The 14,743-nt window shown below is 71.4% G+C and carries 15 protein-coding genes; 5 read left to right on the top strand and 10 right to left on the bottom strand.

Translation table 11 applies throughout. The features are described from left to right. Nucleotides 1–52 precede the first annotated feature (52 nt). Nucleotides 53–991: a MerR family transcriptional regulator gene (locus ACGFZP_RS24460; protein ID WP_392936666.1), complete on the top strand. Its 939-nt coding sequence runs from the start codon at nt 53–55 to the stop codon at nt 989–991. Between the two features lie 886 nt (nt 992–1,877). On the opposite strand, the gene ACGFZP_RS24455 is transcribed toward ACGFZP_RS24460, so the two are convergent. The 4 genes from ACGFZP_RS24455 to ACGFZP_RS24440 all read right to left on the bottom strand — a co-directional run bounded on the left by ACGFZP_RS24455 (nt 1,878) and on the right by ACGFZP_RS24440 (nt 4,032). Continuing rightward, complete coding sequence (locus ACGFZP_RS24455) at nt 1,878–2,249, bottom strand: fic family toxin-antitoxin system, toxin component (RefSeq protein WP_392936664.1); 372 nt, start codon at nt 2,247–2,249, stop codon at nt 1,878–1,880. Beyond that, nucleotides 2,246–2,461 (bottom strand): hypothetical protein, encoded by a 216-nt coding sequence (locus ACGFZP_RS24450; protein WP_392936663.1) that lies wholly within the window; start codon nt 2,459–2,461, stop codon nt 2,246–2,248. Before ACGFZP_RS24450 ends, ACGFZP_RS24455 begins: the two co-directional genes overlap by 4 nt. Nucleotides 2,462–2,582: 121 nt before the next feature. Beyond that, entirely contained in the window at nt 2,583–3,263 is a 681-nt protein-coding gene (locus ACGFZP_RS24445) for a DUF6445 family protein (RefSeq protein ID WP_392936661.1), read from the bottom strand. 124 nt (nt 3,264–3,387) lie between these two features. Then, entirely contained in the window at nt 3,388–4,032 is a 645-nt protein-coding gene (locus ACGFZP_RS24440) for a TetR/AcrR family transcriptional regulator (RefSeq protein ID WP_392936660.1), read from the bottom strand. A gap of 125 nt (nt 4,033–4,157) precedes the next feature. On the opposite strand from ACGFZP_RS24440, the gene mca reads away from it, so the two are divergent. Beyond that, on the top strand, nt 4,158–5,054 hold the full coding sequence (gene mca, locus ACGFZP_RS24435) for a mycothiol conjugate amidase Mca (protein ID WP_392936658.1): 897 nt from the start codon (nt 4,158–4,160) through the stop codon (nt 5,052–5,054). 47 nt (nt 5,055–5,101) lie between these two features. Here the strand turns inward: mca and ACGFZP_RS24430 are convergent, their stop codons facing one another. The 3 genes from ACGFZP_RS24430 to ACGFZP_RS24420 form a co-directional block, all read right to left on the bottom strand. Continuing rightward, nucleotides 5,102–6,685, bottom strand: a complete 1,584-nt coding sequence (locus ACGFZP_RS24430) for a PHB depolymerase family esterase (protein ID WP_392936656.1) — start codon at nt 6,683–6,685, stop codon at nt 5,102–5,104. 474 nt (nt 6,686–7,159) lie between these two features. Next, nucleotides 7,160–8,164, bottom strand: coding sequence for a YdcF family protein (locus ACGFZP_RS24425; protein WP_392936654.1), 1,005 nt, complete (start codon nt 8,162–8,164; stop codon nt 7,160–7,162). A 142-nt stretch (nt 8,165–8,306) separates the two neighbouring features. Continuing rightward, the gene (locus ACGFZP_RS24420; protein WP_392936652.1) at nt 8,307–9,632 is read right to left on the bottom strand and encodes an MFS transporter; all 1,326 of its coding nucleotides are present in this window, start codon (nt 9,630–9,632) and stop codon (nt 8,307–8,309) included. Between the two features lie 76 nt (nt 9,633–9,708). On the opposite strand from ACGFZP_RS24420, the gene ACGFZP_RS24415 reads away from it, so the two are divergent. Continuing rightward, on the top strand, nt 9,709–10,269 hold the full coding sequence (locus ACGFZP_RS24415) for a MarR family winged helix-turn-helix transcriptional regulator (protein WP_392936650.1): 561 nt from the start codon (nt 9,709–9,711) through the stop codon (nt 10,267–10,269). Nucleotides 10,270–10,369: 100 nt separating this feature from the next. Here ACGFZP_RS24415 and ACGFZP_RS24410 read toward each other — a convergent pair whose 3' ends face one another. After that, entirely contained in the window at nt 10,370–10,789 is a 420-nt protein-coding gene (locus ACGFZP_RS24410) for a GNAT family N-acetyltransferase (protein ID WP_392937007.1), read from the bottom strand. Here ACGFZP_RS24410 and ACGFZP_RS24405 point away from each other — a divergent pair. Together ACGFZP_RS24405 and ACGFZP_RS24400 are read left to right on the top strand one after the other, a co-directional pair. Further along, entirely contained in the window at nt 10,750–10,941 is a 192-nt protein-coding gene (locus ACGFZP_RS24405; protein ID WP_392936647.1) for a hypothetical protein, read from the top strand. The genes ACGFZP_RS24410 and ACGFZP_RS24405 overlap by 40 nt on opposite strands. Before the next feature lie 123 nt (nt 10,942–11,064). After that, complete coding sequence (locus ACGFZP_RS24400) at nt 11,065–11,631, top strand: RICIN domain-containing protein (protein ID WP_392936644.1); 567 nt, start codon at nt 11,065–11,067, stop codon at nt 11,629–11,631. 368 nt (nt 11,632–11,999) lie between these two features. Here the strand turns inward: ACGFZP_RS24400 and ACGFZP_RS24395 are convergent, their stop codons facing one another. Together ACGFZP_RS24395 and pip are read right to left on the bottom strand one after the other, a co-directional pair. Next, the gene (locus ACGFZP_RS24395) at nt 12,000–13,634 is read right to left on the bottom strand and encodes an esterase/lipase family protein (RefSeq protein ID WP_392936642.1); all 1,635 of its coding nucleotides are present in this window, start codon (nt 13,632–13,634) and stop codon (nt 12,000–12,002) included. Between the two features lie 129 nt (nt 13,635–13,763). After that, a complete protein-coding gene (pip, locus tag ACGFZP_RS24390; protein ID WP_392936640.1) occupies nt 13,764–14,738 on the bottom strand; it encodes a prolyl aminopeptidase in 975 nt (324 codons plus the stop codon). Nucleotides 14,739–14,743: the final 5 nt, after the last annotated feature.

The raw sequence follows: 14,743 nt of genomic DNA, 5'->3' as shown, positions 1-14,743 counted from the left end.
TCCTGGGTGATGGGCTTGAGTCTCCAGTAGGGGGAGGCGCGAAGGTGGGGGCATGGACGACGACGCGCTTTACACGATCGGAGCGTTGGCCCGGCGGACCGGGCTGACGGTGAAGACCATCCGGTTCTACTCCGACACCGGGATCGTGCCGTCGACTGACCGCAGCCCGGCCGGCTACCGGCTCTACGACCTCCGTGCGCTCGCGCGTTTGGACCTCGTGCGAACACTGCGTGACCTGGGAGTCGACCTTGCCGTCATCCGGCAGGTGCTGGACCGGGAGATCTCGGTTCCCGAGGTCGCGGCAGCGCATGCCGACGCCCTGGACGTGCAGATCCGCAGCCTACGGCTGCGTCGCGCGGTGCTTCGAGCGGTAGCCAAGCGGGGCTCCACCCCTGAGGAGATGGACCTTATGCACAAGCTCGCGAAACTCTCCGACGACGAGCGCCGACGCCTCGTCAACGACTTCATCGACGACACCTTCGGCGGCCTGGACGCCAACCCCGACTTCGTGGACATGATGCGCTCGGCCATGCCCGACCTGCCGGACGACCCCGAACCGGATCAGGTCGAGGCATGGGCGGAGCTCGCCGAACTCACCCAGGACCCGGACTTTCGCGCCGCAGTGCGCCGGATGGCAGAGCACCAGGCAGCCGAACGCGCCCAGGGCGACACCACCGGTCTGCACCACGACCTCACCGAGACGGTCCGCGAACAGGTCGGGCACGCCCTCGCCGCCGGCATCGCCCCCACCTCCGTCGAGGCAGCGGCCATCATCGACGCCCTCACCGCCCGCTACGCCCAGGTCTTCGGCCGCGCCGACGACACCGACCTGCGCCGCTGGCTGCTGACACGCCTGGAGGTCGCCAACGACTCGCGTGCGGAACGCTATTGGCGCCTCCTGGCCGTCATCAACGGATGGCCCGTCCCGACAAGCCTGGTGCCGGTGTTCGCCTGGTTCATCGAGGCCCTGCGCACCGGTCTCGAGGAGTAGCCCGCTGCCGTGTCCGCCCCGCAGCGGCCTCGCGGTGCTGAGACAGTCAGGCACGCGAGGCCCTCGGGGTGCTCCACGGTCCAGGGACAACGCAGCACATGGATGACGCGTTCACACTCCTTCGGCAGGCCGTCGACCTGCTGCCCGAGGAGGACGTGGCAGAGAACGGCCAGACGGTCGGAAATATTCGCAAGGTGCCACCTGGCTCCGGTAGATATGCTTCGGCGACCGGATAGCGGGGGAGCGGGGGCGGGGCGGAGTAGATGACGGCAGTCCGGTAGCGGGCTCTGGCGAAGTACTCGGCCGCGCCTTTGTAGATCGCGATCAGCGAGCCTGCGCCTCGCCACCACCCATCCGTCAGCCCTTCTACTTCCGGAACCGGCTTGTAAGGCCCGAGTTGGAGGGCATCGACCTCTTCGCCCTCCGCTCCTGGGATCCCGAGCTTCAGCCAGCGGCTCCGATACTGCGCGACTCCCCGGCTTTTCAACGCGGAGACCGTGTACCTGGATGAAGGACCGAGCCCGCCGGGAGAGCCCCTCGGGAGCATCAGCGCGAAAGCGATCCGATCGCTGGACGTTACACACAGCTCGGAGGATTGAGCAGGCCGGGCTCAGCCCGGGACGGCCTTCGCCCTGTCGCCTGTCCGGGATGTGATCGTCACGAAATCTGTGCCACAGCCAATTTCAGAGAGCGCCGTCAGGGCCGATGAACGGCCGATGTTCACGGTCCGGCATCTCGGCATGGGCGAGCCCCTTCGCCGGTTGCCGGGCGAGGATTCGACGATCCGGGAGCGATGGCCGCTCAGCATCGGCCGGCCGCTGCCGGTTGCCCTTCTCCGTCGCTTCGACCTGGAGCGCGCGTTCCGCATGCCCCGGCAGAGGCGGCCTCAGCTGCGCCAGGTTCTCAGTACCGCCGCGATGTCCGATGCGGTCGCGGCCGGGCGTCGCAGCTCGACCGCCAGGGCCGTGACCCGCTCCTGGTCGAGCTTCACGGGGACGCCGCTGGCCTGGAGGTAGCCGTGCGCGACGGCGACCGCCACCCGCAGGTTCGACCGCTCCAGCCAGGGCAGTCGCCCCAGGGTGTGGGTGAGCGCGGCCGCCCGTGCGATCGAACCGTCGTAGACGTCCTGGCCGGCGACCACTGCGCGGTGCCGCTCGACGGCGGCGATCGCCACGCCGTAGTCGATCGGCGCCGGATCGTCCTGTCCGGCCAGCTCGGCGACCTCCAGGATCCAGCCCAGGTCGACGTGGAGGATCACCGCTGCCCCTGCTCGATCGTGTCGAGCAGGTCGCCGTACTCGTCCAGGACGTGTGCCGCTCCGGCCAGGAAGACCGTGCGCAGCTTCTCGTTGTCGTCCCGGATCAGCTGGGCGACGTAGTCGTTGACCGGCATCCGGCGGGTTTCCGCCGCGTGCCGGGCCATCTCGGCGACCGAGTCGTCCATCCGCAGATTCACCTGGGTCTTGGCCATGGGATTCAAGCTACCACCTGATAGCAGGGTGGTGTCAGAGGGTGTGGAGCTGGGTCGGCGCGGAGCTGGGCCGTGCCCGCGCGTCCGATGCCCCGCGGTGCCGCCCGACCCGGGTCATTGGTCAGGCCATCCAGAAGAACACCGCTGTCATCCGCCGTTCCTCCAGCGCGGTTCCGTAGTAGGTGGTCGCGCTGTGGATGAGGTTGGCGTGGTACAGCAGGAGGCGGTTGTAGCGGTTGGGGACGCGGACGTCCTCGGTGAAGGCGTCGCCCGGGACATGGCGCGTGCCGAGGGCCTCGACCAGGTTGTTGTGCGGAGGGTTGACGATGTTTCCGCCCAGCCGGCCGCCGGGGAACTGCTGGCGGTAGAAGCTGGTGCCGGCCTCCTTCGGTGCGCCGGGGCTGAGGTAGAGCACGGCCGCGTAGCGGCACAGCGCGCGGGAGTCCGTGTGCGGGCGGGACTCCGACTCGCCGCCGCCGACCAGTTGGACGCAGTTGTGGTTGAGGGTGCCGCCGCCGGGGGTGCTCTGCACCCAGAGCCGAGGCGCCCCGGTGGCCTTGCGGACCAGGGCCTCGACGCGGGCCAGCTCGGCGGGCTCCAGGCCGGGCATGGTGCGCAGGCCCGGCCAGCTCTCGGGTCGGTACGGGTAGCCCTCGGTCCAGTCGCCGCGATCCAGGCAGCGGGCCCGGACGGCGTCCGGGTCGGACAGCACGTCGTCCAGGATCCAGTAGTCCCGGCCGGGCGTGGGTTTGCGGTAGGGCAGGACCGGGAGGGTCATGCGCCTGATGGGCTGTTGGGGCATGGGCTGACCATAGGGTTACCCCTCGCCAACGTTCTGCCGTGAGCAGGTCAACCTTTCGTCAAGTGCGGCATCGGAGGTGGTGCCGGCGGTGGGATCGCCGGAAAGGTCGAGGTCGGAGGTGCCTTTACTCGGCCGGCCGGACGGCGTACCCGCCGAGCGCGCCCTCCAGGTGGTCGAAGGCGCGGACGGCGGCGGGGCGGATGGCGCGGGCTATCGTCTCGTGCTCCTCTCCGGCCAGGATGCGGCGGAACACCTCGGCGAAGAGTGTCCGGTGGATCGCGGCGAGCAGCCCGGCGGCGAGGCGGGCGGTGAGATCGCCGGGCGGGGCGTCCGTCGCCTCGGCGAGGGCGGCGCCGAGTGCCTCCTCGCTCTGCTCGTGGATCTCTCGGAGCCGGGCGAGCAGGGCGGGGCTCCCGGTCACGGTGCGGGCGAAGGACGGTCCGGAGAACCCGAGGGCGGGGTCGTGCCGGTCGATCGCGGCCAGGCACTCCCGGCGCAGCGAGGCCAGCGCGGACTCGCCGGGAGCGCGCCCGGCGACCGTTCGGGCCGGGCGGGCGACGATCTCCTCGTGCAGGTCGAGGACCAGGTCCTCCTTGCGCGGGAAGTGGTTGGTGACGGTCATCTTGGCGACTCCGGCGGCCGTCGCGACCTCGGCGATCGTCGTCCGGTCGAATCCCCGCTCGATGAAGAGCGTGGTCGCGGCGTGCGAGATCGCCTCGCGGGTGCGGCGCTTGTTGAGTTCGCGCAGATTCGGGGTGCCCTCGGTCATGGGTAAAGCCTAGCGCAGTCTTGCTGGGTCGAGCACAGTAATTAGGCTTGACCTAATCACTGGGTCGGTTCTAAGTTCTCTCTTGCGGCCGGAGCGGCCGTGCCGGACGATCCCCGGGAGGGGCCATGACCGCATCGGTCACCACCGCCGACAACAAGCCCGTACTGCGTCTGCTCAGCGTGCACGCCCACCCCGACGACGAGTCCAGCAAGGGCGCGGCCTCGCTCGCCCGCTACGCCGCGGAGGGGGTGCAGGTGCTGGTCGCCACCTGTACCGGCGGCGAGCGCGGGTCCGTGCTCAATCCCGGCATGGACCGCCCCGAGGTGCAGGCCGACCTCGCGCGGATCCGCCGGCGGGAGATGGCGGCGGCGCGCGACATCCTCGGCATCGACCAGCGCTTCCTCGGCTTCACCGACTCCGGCCTGCCCGCCGACGGCGAGCCGCTGCCGGTCGACTGCTTCGCGGTACAGCCGCTCGCCGTCGCCGCCGAGCCGTTGGTCGCCCTGATCCGGGAGTTCCGCCCGCACGTGGTCGTCACCTACGACGAGACGGGCGGCTACCCGCACCCCGACCATGTGATGACCCACCGGGTCACGGTCGAGGCGTTCGAAGCGGCGGCCGACCCGCACCGCTACCCGGCGGCGGGCGAGCCCTGGCAGCCGGCCAAGCTCTACTACCACCTGGCGCTGTCCCGGGCCTGGTTCCAGACCCTGCACGACGCGATGACGGCGCGGGGCGTCGAATCGGCGATGGGCCCGCTGCTCTCGGAGTGGCCGGACACCCCGCCTGTCCTCGCCACCACCACCCGGATCGGCTGCGCCGAGTACTTCGCCGTACGGGATGCGGCGCTGCTCGCCCACGCGACCCAGATCGAGCCCGGTGCCAACTTCATGGCGCACCCGCGTGACATCGAGCGCGAGGTCTGGCCGACCGAGGACTACCACCTCGCCCGGTGCCTGGTGGAGAGCGTCCGCCCCGAGACCGACCTGTTCGCCGGCCTGCGTCCCGGGGCGGAGTCGTGAGGGTCTTGCGGCAGTACCTCAGCGGTCGCGTGGTGGTGCGGCGGGGTTCAGCACTCTCCGTCGGCGAGGACGAAGTAGCCGGGGCCGGTCTGCTTGAGGGTGTGGACGGTGAGGACGTTCCACAGCCCCATGCCCTGCCCGGAGCCGAGCGCGTAGGTCATGCCGACACTCTGCGTCGCCCGACCGGCCTTCACCTGGTTGTAGTTGTTGTCGGTGAAGCACTGCGGCGCGCTGCCGCTGGTGCTCGCCGTCACCGTCGCCGACCGGGTGCCCACGGCTCCCGTCGAGTCGACCGCCGCCACGGTGTACGCGTACGTGGTCCCGGCGGCCAGCCCGGTGTCGGTGAAGGAGGTTCCGGTGGCGCTGCCGAGCGTGCTGCCGCCCCGGTACACCTCGTACGAGGAGGCGCCGGCGACGGACTGCCAGGCAAGGGTGATCGAGTCCGCGGTGGCCGTCGCGGTCAGCCCGGAGGGCGCGGGCAGCCCGGGCGTGGAGGGCGTGCTGCCGTCCAGGCCCCAGAACTGGGCGGTGTGGTAGCTGGAGCAGATCGTATTGAGGAAGTAGCTGCCGGTGGTCCCGCACTGGTCGGTGCCCGAGCCGGGGCTGACGGCGAGTCCGTGGCCCATCCCGGCGATCGAGTACAGCGCCACGGCGGGTCGGCCCCCGGCATCGTTGTAGACGGTCTGGGTGGTTCCGCCCGGCAGGCTGCGGCTGGCGGAGGCGGTCTGCCCGAGACCCCAGACGTTCGTCCACTGGTCGCGCAGCTCGGTGGCATTGACGGGCTTCACCGTGGTGTCGGCGCTGCCCTGCCAGATCGCCACTCGCGGCCACGGCCCGGTCCAACCCGGGTACGCCCTGCGGACCTTGTCACCCCATTGGGCCGGGGTGAGGCGTTGGTCGTTGTTCTGACAGCCCGAGGCGGCGCTCTGGGTGGTCGCACAGTGCGCGGGCAGCCCGGAGTCGATCGCGCCGCCGGCGAAGACGTCCGGGTAGTCGGCCAGCAGGTCGGCGGCCAGCCCGCCGCCAGCCGAGAGGCCGGTGACGAAAACCCGGCCGGCATCCGAGCCGTACAGCGCCTCGGCCTTGGCCACCATCTCGACCACCGACTTCGCCTCGCCCGTGCCCCGGCTGTCCTTGTTCGAGTCGAACCAGCTGAAGCAGGAGAGGCTGTTGTTGGCCGAACTGGTCTGCGGGAACACCACGGCGAAGCCGTACAGGTCGGCGAACTTGGTCCAGCCGGAGTTGCGGTAGTAGTCGCCGGCGCTCTGGACGCAGCCGTGCAGGGCGACCACGAGTGGCGCGCCCGAGGGAAGCCCCGCCGGGACGTACGAGTACATCGCCAGGTTGCCCGGGTTGGTACCAAAGGCAGTGACCTGCTGGAACGTCCCGCTCAGGCCGTCGGCGGAGCCTGCGGCAGGTGCGGCAGGTGCGGCGGGCTCGGCCGACGGGGTGGCTGCGGCGGCCGCGTGGACGGCGGCGCTGCCGAGCGTCCCCGCCGCCAGCGCGGCGGCGGCAAGGCAGCGCGCGAGCCGCCCGGCGCGACGGCGAACAGCGGCGCCGGAGGACGGAGGGACGGGGGCGTGAGGGGCCGGGATGCGAGCAGACGGGACACGAGCAGACGGGACAGCCATGGGGGACTCCTGGGTGGGGGAGGAGTTCGATGGGACGTCGTGCAGCGTGGCGCGTTCGGACTGCCGGGGGTATGTGCTGGTCACCCGCCCTCCGCCGCCCGGCCATGGCAGAAGCCGCCATGGCGCGGCTGTCAGCGCTGGGTGCGTGATTGGCATCGGGGTGTCCGCCACTAAGAAGGCAGGTCGGGACCATGACTACTCAGGAGCTGCGGGATGAAACACCCCTGACGGGCCGGGTGCCGCGTACCCGGACCAACCGGTGGCCGACCGGTCGGCCGCTGTCCGCATACCCGTATCTCACGAGTGAGGAGGTGTTGCGCCAGACCGATCCCCGCCCCTGCCCCACCACCTGGCAGACGGCGCACGGGCGAGCGCGAGCCGGTGGCGGCCCGACGCGCCCAGGCCCCGGTCGCGTCGGCGGCCAGGGCCCGGGGAGATCACCGAGGCGAGCACCGAAGCGAGCACCGAGGCGGGTCAGAGCGCGGCGGCGGCGAGCACCCCGCACAGCGCGAGGAAACCGCAGATGCCGAAGTTGACGAGCTTGTGGGAGAGGAACACCGCGGCAAACTCGCGGATCGTCGCGCTCGGCCAGTAGTACGCGGCGGTCGGCGAGCCGAACACCTGCCCGTTGACACCCGTCTTGCGGGCCATCAGCGCGGCCCGGAAGGCATGGAAGTTGTTGGTGACGATGACGCAGCGGTAGTCCGGCTTGGCCTGCTCCATGATGAGCTTGCTGAGGAGCAGGTTCTCCTCGGTGGTCCGCGAGCGGTCCTCGCGCTCGATGTGCTCCACCGGAAAACCGTGCTCGACGAGGTAGTCGGCCATGGCGTGGGACTCCGGCAGTTTCTCGTCCGGCCCCTGGCCGCCCGAGGTGATCAGAACCGGCGGGTTGCCACGGGCGGCCTGCTTCTCGAACACGTCGCGGCCCCGGTTCAGCCGACTGGCCAGCAGCGGCGGCACCCGCTCGCCGCCGATCAGTCCGGAGCCGAGGACCACCACGAAGTCCACGTCCCCGCGCGGCCGGTGGCGTCCGTAGAGGAAGGCGTATCCGACGAAGCAGACGAACAGGAAGGAGATGTATCCGACGACCAGGACGGCCGTGCCCGCGAGGACGCCGAGCCGGTACGAGTGTGTGACCAGCGCCGCGACGAGCAGTCCGATCACGCCGAGGATGCCCAGGCCTGCCAGCAGGGAGAGAAGGTTCGCCGGGCGCAGACCCTCCTTGCGGATCATGGTCAACCCGTTGGTGATCAGGAAGCCGATCAGCGCCAGCGTACCGACGGCCGGCAGCAGGATGATCGCGGCCGCCGCCAGCTCCGCCACCAGGGTCGGGGCCTTGCGCAGCTCGGCGAGCAGCGCAAGGGCCAGCAGCGAGACGGCTATACCGAGCAGGACGGCATTGCTGAACCGGCGGCGGTCGCGGAGCACCCCGATCCCGCACAGGACGAAGAACAGGGCTGCTGGGGCGTAGGCGATCATGCCCGTATCGTAGGGGCCGCGCCTGACCACCCGGACGGGGTGTCAGGCCGGGCCTCGGAGCGGTCTCGTCAGACCGCGCCGCCGACCGGACGGGTGGCCGCCCGAACCGGCACGGCCCCGGCTCGAACTCCGGCCTGAAACCTCAGGCCCTGACCTCGGCTGTACTCCCGCGCTCGCCCTCCGGTCGGTCGGCGCCCTCCGGCCCGCCTTCGCCCTCCGACCGACCTCCATGCTCCGACCGACCTCCGCCATCCTCCTGCGCCTCCAACGCCTCCCGCCCGGCGCTCCCGACCCGGCGCACGCCCGGCACCGCCGCGGTACCGGCGCAGGCCAGTGCCACCAGAACGGCGGTGATCAGCAGTGGTGTCGTACTGCCCCAGGCCTCGGCGGCCAGTGGCGCGAGCGTGTAGCCGAGCGGTGCGGCGGCGAGCGAGAGCAACCAGTCGTAGGAGGTGACCCGGGCCAGGACCTGGGCGGGGAACTCCTGCTGGACCACCGTGTGCCAGACCGGGTTGAGGAACCCGAGCCCGGTCATCGCGAGCGCGTACGCGGTGACCGTGATCGGCGCTGGCGCGGCGATGGCGAGGGCGAGTAGCGGCAGCGCGTACAGGGCCAGGCCCAGGTTGGCGAGCAGCACCGGTCGGCGCGGGCGGACCCGGCCGGCGATCAGCGAGCCGGCCAGCATGCCGACCGCTCCGGCCTGCGTCATGGCGATCCAGACGCCGTCCCCGCCCAGGCGCTCGGAGGCGATCAGCGGGCCGAGCGTGAGCAGGACGGCCGCTGCGCCGTTCCAGGCACCGTGGCCGATCAGGCTGGTCCAGTACCAGTCCCGCGAGCGCAGTTCGCTCCAGCCCTCGGCCAGGTCGGCGACGAGCGAAGAGCGAACGGCGGGGGAGTGGCGGACGGTGATGCAGGCCAGCAGCGTGGCGCTGACCACGAACGAGGCGCCGTCCAGGATGAACGCCCAGCCGGCGCCCGCCGTGTACACCAGCACGCCGGCGAGTGCGGGGCCGCCGAGCCGACCACCGCTGCTGACGGTGGCCAGCAGCGCGTTGGCCCGCATCCGCAGTGGGCCCTCGACGGTGCCCGCGACCAGTGGGGAGGCGGTCGGCATGGCGAAGGCGGAGGCGACGCCTCCCACCGCCTCGGCGACGGCGATGTGGGTCAGACTCGGTTCCCCGCCGATCAGTTCGAGGCCGACGAAGATCTGGGCGGCGGCCCGGACCAGGTCGGTGGTCAGGGCGACCAGCCGGGGGTTGATGCGATCCCCGACCACGCCGCCCAGCGGCAGCAGTAGTAGCCGGGGCACCATGGCACAGCCCAGCACCAGGGCGAGCGCCCCGGACGAGCCAGTGGCTCTGGTGATCGCGATGGCGAGCGCGGCGGGGACGACGGCGTCTCCGAGGGTGGAGATGGTTCGGCCGATGAAGAGCAGCCGGAAGTCACGATGCCTCAGTGGGTGGGTCACGCGGAGACTGTATTTCGGTACCGAAATTTCGGCAACGAAATATTTGACGCCGATCGATGACCCGTAAACTCAGGCCATGGAGCAGGAGCAGGAACGCGCCGACCGAGCACCCGGCCAACCGCGGGATTGGACCGACGGCCATGTCGAGCGTTGGCGCCCCGTCCTCCCGCACCTCGACCCCGACATCGAGGGCGCCGTCACCCGGATGAACAAGCTCACCAAGCACCTGGGTCGCGTCCGGGAGCAGGGCGTGGCCGACTACGGCCTGCCGAAGCACGAGTTCGACACCCTCCATGTACTGGCCGGCCGCGGCGGACACGCCGTCCCGTCCGAGCTGCGGACCGACCTCAACATGGCACCCGCATCGGTGACCGGCCGTCTCGAAGCACTGGAGCGCCGAGGCTTCGTCATCCGGACTCCCTCGACCGAGGACCGCCGCCGGGTCGACGTCGAGCTCACCGAGGCCGGCCGCGAGGCCTGGCGCTCGGCCCTGGACGTCGTCGGACGCGAGGAACGCCGCCTCCTGGGCGTCCTCGACCCCGCCGAACGCCGCCAGCTTTCCGACCTCCTGCGCCGTGTGCTCCTGGCCGCCGAGGCCCCGCCCGAGCCGCCGACGGACGCTCCCGCCGACGCTTAGGGTCTGCCCGGCCGAGGGTGCGTATCGAGTTGTGATCGAGGCGACCTCCTGAGGCGTGTTCCGAGGTGCTCGACCAGGATTGTCCCGTCGCTGCCGAGCCTCACCGGGGAGCGTCGCGCAGGTCCCGGCTGTACCGGTCGAGCCCTGCGCCACCGTCGCCGGGCAGCTGCCTGCCGGCGGTGAATCCTGTCCGCCGTGCGACCGCGGCGGAGGCGGGATTCTCCGGATCCACCTGGATCACCGCCTCCTCCCCACCCGCAGTGGCCGCGTACCGGGACGCCAGGAGGGCCGCGCGGGTAGCCGGGCCGCGTCCCCTCCAGGACGGGTGGAGGCCGTAGGCGACATTCACCTGGCCGGGAGCCGGGCCGTCCGCTGCGAGCCGCAGGCCGACCGTCCCCGCCGGCACCTCGTCGGCGCCCACTCGGAGGCCGAACGCACGAAGCGGACCGGCCGTCTCCCACTGGTCCCGGCAGCCGGACGGTGCAGGGCGAGTTCGTCCGCTACCTGTGCGCGCGCACAGGTCAGTCCTCCGGCTTCTGGATCAACAGCAACCCCAACGGCACGGGCACCTACACGACCTTCGCGGACCTCGAGTGGGGAACGGTCTCCTGTGCCGTGTCCGAGCCGGCCGGGACGCTGAGCTCGCTCGCCCGCCAGCGGATCGGCTGCTGACCGCTCCCTGCAGTTTCGGCGCTGGTTCCTCCGGTAACCCCACGTCCTCCACGTGTCCTGCGTCCCCCGGCCCCTCCGCGAAAGCGAGCTCATGATGCGCAGTCGGCACCGCCCCGCCTCGGTTTGCGCCGCCTCACCGCCGCCATCGGCACTGCGGCTGCCGTTGCCTCGACGCTGGTCGTCGCGACCCCGGCCGCCCAGGCTGCCGTGGATTCGACCGGCTTCCCCTGCGACCCCGGCTACTACAGGATCACCGCGGTCGCCAGCGGCCTGGCCGTGGAGGTCTCCCAGGCCTCCGACAACTACGGCGCGGTCGCCCAGTTCCGGTGGAACAACCTCGTGAACCAGCGGTGGCGGGTCTGCCACACCACCGAGCCCGACGGCAAGCAGATCTACAAGCTCGTCGGCTGGCGCGACCGGTGCATGGTCGTCGACCAGCGGTACCTCGGCGCCGGCGCCTGGGTCATCACCGACCACTGCGACGAGACCAGCGGCTCCCACATCGGGAACAACGCCCAGGAGTTCTGGCTGGTGAAGGCCCCCGGCACCGACCTGCTCGCCCTCTCGCCCCAGCACACCCAGAACTCCACCCGCATGTGGGTCGCCACCCAGGACCACTCCACCGCTGCGGCAGCCCAGATCGTCCAGTCCATGCAGCCCGACCTGTTCCGCATGGAACCGATCGGCTGAGCAGCGGTCCTTCGATTTCCTGGTCGCCGATTTCCTGGCCGCCCGGCCGGTGGCGCCGCTCAGGGCGGTGCCACCGGCGTCGGGCTGCCGCTTGATCGTCGGCCGGAGAGGCGCCGGTCGACTCCCGGACGCGGCCCCGCCCGGCCTCTAGGGCCTCTCTCATGGATCAGGCCGGGTGCGCGACGCCGGAGCACGCACGCCCCCGCCTTCCGCCGGGAGGTACCCTCACGCTGCGTTGTCGCGGTTGCCTATGGCCCCCAGCCTTCGGCCGGGAGGTGCCCCCACCGCATGGACGCCCTCCTCCGTCCGCCTGGCGCTGCACGCACTCCGATGCCGCGCGCTGATCCGGCCTGATCCATAGAGAGGCCCTAGTTCCAGGGCGCCACCGAGAGCCGGACCTGGGCGTGTTGGCCCAGGATGGGGGCGGCCGTCGCCGGGACGGGGATGTGGCCGATCCAGGCGTCGGCGGCCGGGTCGTCGTCGGGGAGCGGGATGCCGTCGGGGCGGAGGTCCTTGATCGCGCCGGTGATCTGGGAGTTCCAGCAGGCCCAGGCGGCCGGATGGGGGCCGGAGGTGTCCACGTCGACGATCAGGCTGTCGGCGAAGTCGGCGGTCTGCTCCAGATGGTCGCCGAAGCCGAACAGCCCGTGGTGCTCGTGCAGCGACAGCACGCGTAGGACGAGGGCGTACCGCAGCGGCCCGGTCTCCTCGGGCCGTGGCAGCGAGCTGGAGAGGAAGGTCGTGGCCAGCCGCACGCTGCCGTCCCCGTTCCCGTCCCCGTTCGCCCCCGCGCCCACGCCCACGCCTACACCCGTGCCCGCGCGCGAGCCGCCATAGCCGTTGCCGTTGCCGTTACCGCCCGGCGCCCGTGAGGGCAGCTGGATCGGGCACCAGTGCGGCGCCAGCCGCTCGTGCATCGTCACCGGCAGCCCGCGCACCGCGAGTCGGACCTCGGCCTGCCAGCTCACCTCGGGGTCGTCGTCCGGCAGGTCCAGGCCGACCAGGTCGGCGCGCACCCGGAGGTCGCCGAAGAGGAATCGCCGCAGGTTCTGGTAGCCCTCCTCGGAGTTGACGAGCCCGTAGCGGCCGCTGTGGCTGCGGTGGACGAAGGCCTGGTGGGCACCCGTGACCTGGGCGTTCTCGATCTGCACCAGGCCGTCGCTGCGCGGTCCGACGGTCGCCGAGGAGAGCCCGTGGGCCACGTCGTAGTCGGTCGGGTCGGTGCCCACCAGGCAGAACACCCGCTCCAGCGGGAAGCCGCCGGCGGCCTCCTCGGCGGATCCGGTGCCGTCGTCGTCGGGCAGGTCGACGGCCCGCCAGCCCTTCGGCGGGCCGTTCGGGTCCAGACGCGCCGTCGGGGTGAGGTACCGGTACATGTGCTCCGGGCCGAAGATGTCCGAGCCGTTGACGTTGATCGCGTCGCGCAGCGCCTCCGGGACGCCGAAGCCGACGTCGAAGGTGATACCCCCGTGGGGGGTGCCGTAGGTGAAGAGCTTGGACACGTAGTCGCCGGCCCGGCGGCCCGGGCGCTGGTCCGGGATGGTCTTCTGCAGCAGGCAGCGGCAGATCAGCCCGCCCATCGAGTGGGCGACCAGGTGGACGCGCGGTGCGCCGGTCCGCTCCTGCAGCCGCTCGATCAGCGCCAGCAGGTCGGCGGCCGCGGCCTCCAGGTCGAACTGCCGGGGCTTCGCCCCCCAGGTGCCCGAGGAGCCGTCGTAGAACCGGTGGATCCAGATGCTGTCCGGGGGGATGTTGTCATGGGTCTCCAGGTAGCCGGCCTGACCGCCCTCGACGAAGATGTGGTAGCCCTCGTCGAGGTGCAGACGCAGTAACGGGCTTTCGAACTGGTAGAAGACGGGGTCGTCATCGCGTCCGATGCGGATGTGTGTCGAGCCCTCGTTGAACCCGTAGAACGGGTCCATCACGGCCTTCTCGATCCCCGAGGTGCCACCGGCGTAGCCGCGCACATAGATGATCGGGAGCCTGGCGGACGGCGTGCTCATGGCCTGCCTGCCCTCTCGGCGGCCGACACCGGTCGGCGCCGGCCGACCCGTTGAGGTGGAAGTTCTCCTCTCAGTGTCGGAGTGTGCGCCCCGAATGTCACCCCCCGTGAGCAATTCGTGGTCGAGCGGTCACTGACCGCGTTCGTCCGCCCCCGCGAACCGTTCGATCGCCGCGAAGACCGCCTCGCGCATGGCCGGGCTTCCGGTGTGCCCGGATTCCTGGACGACCGTCAACTCGGCCTCCGGCCAGGCCTGCGCCAGCTCCCAGGCGGTCTTCAGCGGGGAGCCGAGGTCGAGCCGGCCGTGGATCAGCACGCCCGGGATGCCGGCCAGCCGGTCGGCGTCGCGCAGCAGCCGGCCGTCCTCCAGGAAGGCGTCGTGGGCGAAGTAGTGCGCGGTGATCCGGGTGAAGGCCATCAGCGCGTCGTCGGGCCGGTCGGTGTACGCGTTCGGCTTGCCGAGCGACTCGTGGGCGATCACCGCGTCCTCCCAGGTTGCCCAGTCCCGTGCCGCCTTGGTTCGGACGGCCGCGTCGGCGCTGTTGAGCAGGCGGCTGTAGGCGGCGACCAGGTCGCCGTTCCGGTCCTCGGGGGGCAGCGCGTCCCGGAAGGCCTCCCAGGCGCCGGGCACGAACCGGCCGACACCCCGGTACAGCCAGTCGGTCTCCTCGGGCCTGGTCATGGTGACCCCGCAGATCACGATCTCGGAGACCCGCTCCGGGTGGGCCTGTGCATAGGCGAGGATCAGCGTGGACCCCCAGGACCCGCCGTACAGCAGCCACTGCTCGATGCCGAGGTGCTCGCGCAGCCGCTCCATGTCGGCGATCAGGTGGGCGGTGGTGTTGTGCTCCAGCCCGGTCGCCGGGTCGGCGGCGTGCGGCCGGCTCCGTCCGCACCCGCGCTGGTCGAACAGCACCAGGCGGTACCGGTCCGGGTCGAAGTACCTCCGGTTGCCCGCGTTCAGTCCTGAGCCCGGTCCGCCGTGCACCACCAGGGCGGGCTTCCCGTCCGGGGCGCCCGAGACCTCCCAGTGGATCGCGTTGCCGTCCCCGACCTCCAGCAATCCCTGTGCGGACGGTTCGGTGAGCGGGTACAGGTCGGGCATGGCGG

It is taken from the genome of Kitasatospora sp. NPDC048239, from assembly GCF_043202015.1.
Classification (GTDB): domain Bacteria; phylum Actinomycetota; class Actinomycetes; order Streptomycetales; family Streptomycetaceae; genus Kitasatospora.
This window is presented reverse-complemented; position numbering and strand designations above follow the sequence as displayed.

What these genes read in the sequence shown, in the direction of transcription:
- ACGFZP_RS24460 (WP_392936666.1), top strand. Translation starts at nt 53, where the DNA reads ATGGACGACGACGCGCTTTACACGATCGGAGCGTTGGCCCGGCGGACC.
- ACGFZP_RS24450 (WP_392936663.1), bottom strand. Translation starts at nt 2,461, where the DNA reads ATGGCCAAGACCCAGGTGAATCTGCGGATGGACGACTCGGTCGCCGAG.
- ACGFZP_RS24445 (WP_392936661.1), bottom strand. Translation starts at nt 3,263, where the DNA reads ATGCCCCAACAGCCCATCAGGCGCATGACCCTCCCGGTCCTGCCCTAC.
- ACGFZP_RS24440 (WP_392936660.1), bottom strand. Translation starts at nt 4,032, where the DNA reads ATGACCGAGGGCACCCCGAATCTGCGCGAACTCAACAAGCGCCGCACC.
- mca (WP_392936658.1), top strand. Translation starts at nt 4,158, where the DNA reads ATGACCGCATCGGTCACCACCGCCGACAACAAGCCCGTACTGCGTCTG.
- ACGFZP_RS24430 (WP_392936656.1), bottom strand. Translation starts at nt 6,685, where the DNA reads ATGGCTGTCCCGTCTGCTCGTGTCCCGTCTGCTCGCATCCCGGCCCCT.
- ACGFZP_RS24425 (WP_392936654.1), bottom strand. Translation starts at nt 8,164, where the DNA reads ATGATCGCCTACGCCCCAGCAGCCCTGTTCTTCGTCCTGTGCGGGATC.
- ACGFZP_RS24415 (WP_392936650.1), top strand. Translation starts at nt 9,709, where the DNA reads ATGGAGCAGGAGCAGGAACGCGCCGACCGAGCACCCGGCCAACCGCGG.
- ACGFZP_RS24395 (WP_392936642.1), bottom strand. Translation starts at nt 13,634, where the DNA reads ATGAGCACGCCGTCCGCCAGGCTCCCGATCATCTATGTGCGCGGCTAC.
- pip (WP_392936640.1), bottom strand. Translation starts at nt 14,738, where the DNA reads ATGCCCGACCTGTACCCGCTCACCGAACCGTCCGCACAGGGATTGCTG.